This is a genomic window from Sphingomonas sp. OK281 (genome assembly GCF_900115295.1).
Lineage (GTDB): Bacteria > Pseudomonadota > Alphaproteobacteria > Sphingomonadales > Sphingomonadaceae > Sphingomonas.
On record NZ_FOVZ01000017.1, the window covers coordinates 1 to 1783 of the forward strand.

2 protein-coding genes are annotated in these 1783 nt (G+C 56.0%); both read right to left on the bottom strand.

All coding sequences use genetic code 11. From position 1 onward, the window contains the following. Positions 1 to 149: 149 nt before the first annotated feature. Positions 150 to 770 carry a GAF domain-containing protein gene (locus BM244_RS23955; RefSeq protein ID WP_093401130.1) on the bottom strand — a complete coding sequence of 207 codons (621 nt, stop codon included), beginning with the start codon at positions 768 to 770 and terminating at the stop codon, positions 150 to 152. A gap of 57 nt (positions 771 to 827) precedes the next feature. Then, positions 828 to 1139 (bottom strand): hypothetical protein, encoded by a 312-nt coding sequence (locus BM244_RS22450; RefSeq protein ID WP_139227104.1) that lies wholly within the window; start codon positions 1137 to 1139, stop codon positions 828 to 830. Positions 1140 to 1783 lie beyond the last annotated feature (644 nt).

The window sequence follows — 1783 nt, forward strand, 5'->3', positions numbered from 1 at the left end:
TCGTCGAAACCGGCAACGACAGCTGGCGCTTCAAGCACCGCAGCTAGCCCTCGGGAACCCGACAGAGGAACGCTTCGCGCTGGTTACGCCTCCGGACGGGCTACGCCCGCCCTACGCCGCAACCAGCGCGAACGGCGCGTCCGTTACCGTCACGCTGCCCGACGAAGGGGGTCTCTTTTGGACGCCGATAGGGGGTCCTTTTTGGACGCCGATTGACAGTCGCGCAGAGCAGCGCCGGCCTGCGCCCGCTCGACTGCGAGCCATGCCCGCTCAGCAGTCTCTTTTAAAAAGTTCACCTCATTTGCCGAAAAGTGATGAGGGGATCGGAAGTGGACGAAAAATATTGCGCGCAACTCGCCCGCCCTGAGAAGCGGTACGGTAAAGGTCGCTCCTATACACAGTCTCGAATGCGCCGTCTTGTTATGCTCTGCAATCGTTTCCGCATTGGCGACGTCGTCATGCGCTATAACTTCTCCAGCGCGAAGTCGTGCCAACAAGCCAACGCCGAATTTATCGATCTGGTGGCGCCCCACGATACTCGGCACATCTACAGCGTGGTTTTGTTTCACAACTATCTCACCGTCGACACTCAGCTCTTGTCCGAAGCCAACGCGATCTGCGCCGAGCTCTTCTCCTAAAATGCGAGAGGCGATCTCTTGAATGCGCTCAGGATCATCAACCGTTCTGAGCGCGTCGCTCAGACGCAACAGAAAGGCGAGTCTAGCCTCGCTATTAGAGGCAGACCCCGATTGGTCTGATCCCTCAGTCATCTCTGCCGCCTTCGTGGGTTAGCATTGACGCGATTAGCAGGTTTGCAAGCATGCTGGTCAATCTAGTGCGCGCTGTGCTTCATAGACCCGTTCGATAGTTGAAACGACGAGCGCGTAACCTTTCTGGCTCAACGCAATCAGACCATTTTGCCGGTCCACCAACCCTTCATGGGTTAAAGCTATGAGCCAGCGATCGATAGTCATTGTCGAAGGGCTTCCGGGCACTTCCATGGCTTCCCATACCGGATAGTTTGCGTCGTCCTCAGCAACGTGGAGTATCAACAGAACGTCGAGCGCGGTCGGGTTGTGAAAACCAGTCGGCAGTGCATTGGCAATCGCCCGAGAGGCCGACAACATCCTTTGTGCCATCTTCCTGGTCGTTGTCGGTGCTAATACACGAGTGTCGCCACCGGGTAAGCTTAGTGGCTTTGACAATCCGCACGCTCCCTGGATGCGTTTGAAATCAATGTCGTAAGAGGCGAACGGTCACGCTCCACCCAAGAAAGTGTCAGGAAATCCGCGCTACTGCAATCTAGGAATGTCGCCAATTTCATATGATCACCTTCCAGCGCATGCCCTTATCGAAACTTTGTGTATGACCCGGCAGAGCGGTCGTGACCCAGCTGTGGCCGTTCAGGACGGCTCTAAGCCTAACCGAAACCCATCGTTCGTTCACGAGTCTTGTGGAACTCTTGGGAGCATTAACGATCCAATGCCGCAATCATTTTGAGCCGACGACCTCGATGAGGTACCGTTTCTGTGCCGAGCCGAGCGTGAGGGATGGTTCGGTGAGGCGTTAAATACTTTGACGTAGCTTGCTACCAACCAGCGCGGGTCAGGCAGCGGGTAGCCTATGGGTTGCAGGTCGTAAGAAAGTAGCGGCCGTTCGACCAGTCCAGGCATGGACCTCAGTTTAGTTAGGGTCAGGACCCATTGATGTGAGAGGCGCGATCTGATTCAGGCTCTGCAAGGAGACTGGCGATGAGCGACCTGTATTGGCTGACTGACGAGCA

Bases quoted from the DNA above. Each gene is read 5' to 3' on its own strand.
- BM244_RS23955 (WP_093401130.1), bottom strand. From the start codon at position 770: ATGACTGAGGGATCAGACCAATCGGGGTCTGCCTCTAATAGCGAGGCT.
- BM244_RS22450 (WP_139227104.1), bottom strand. From the start codon at position 1,139: ATGGCACAAAGGATGTTGTCGGCCTCTCGGGCGATTGCCAATGCACTG.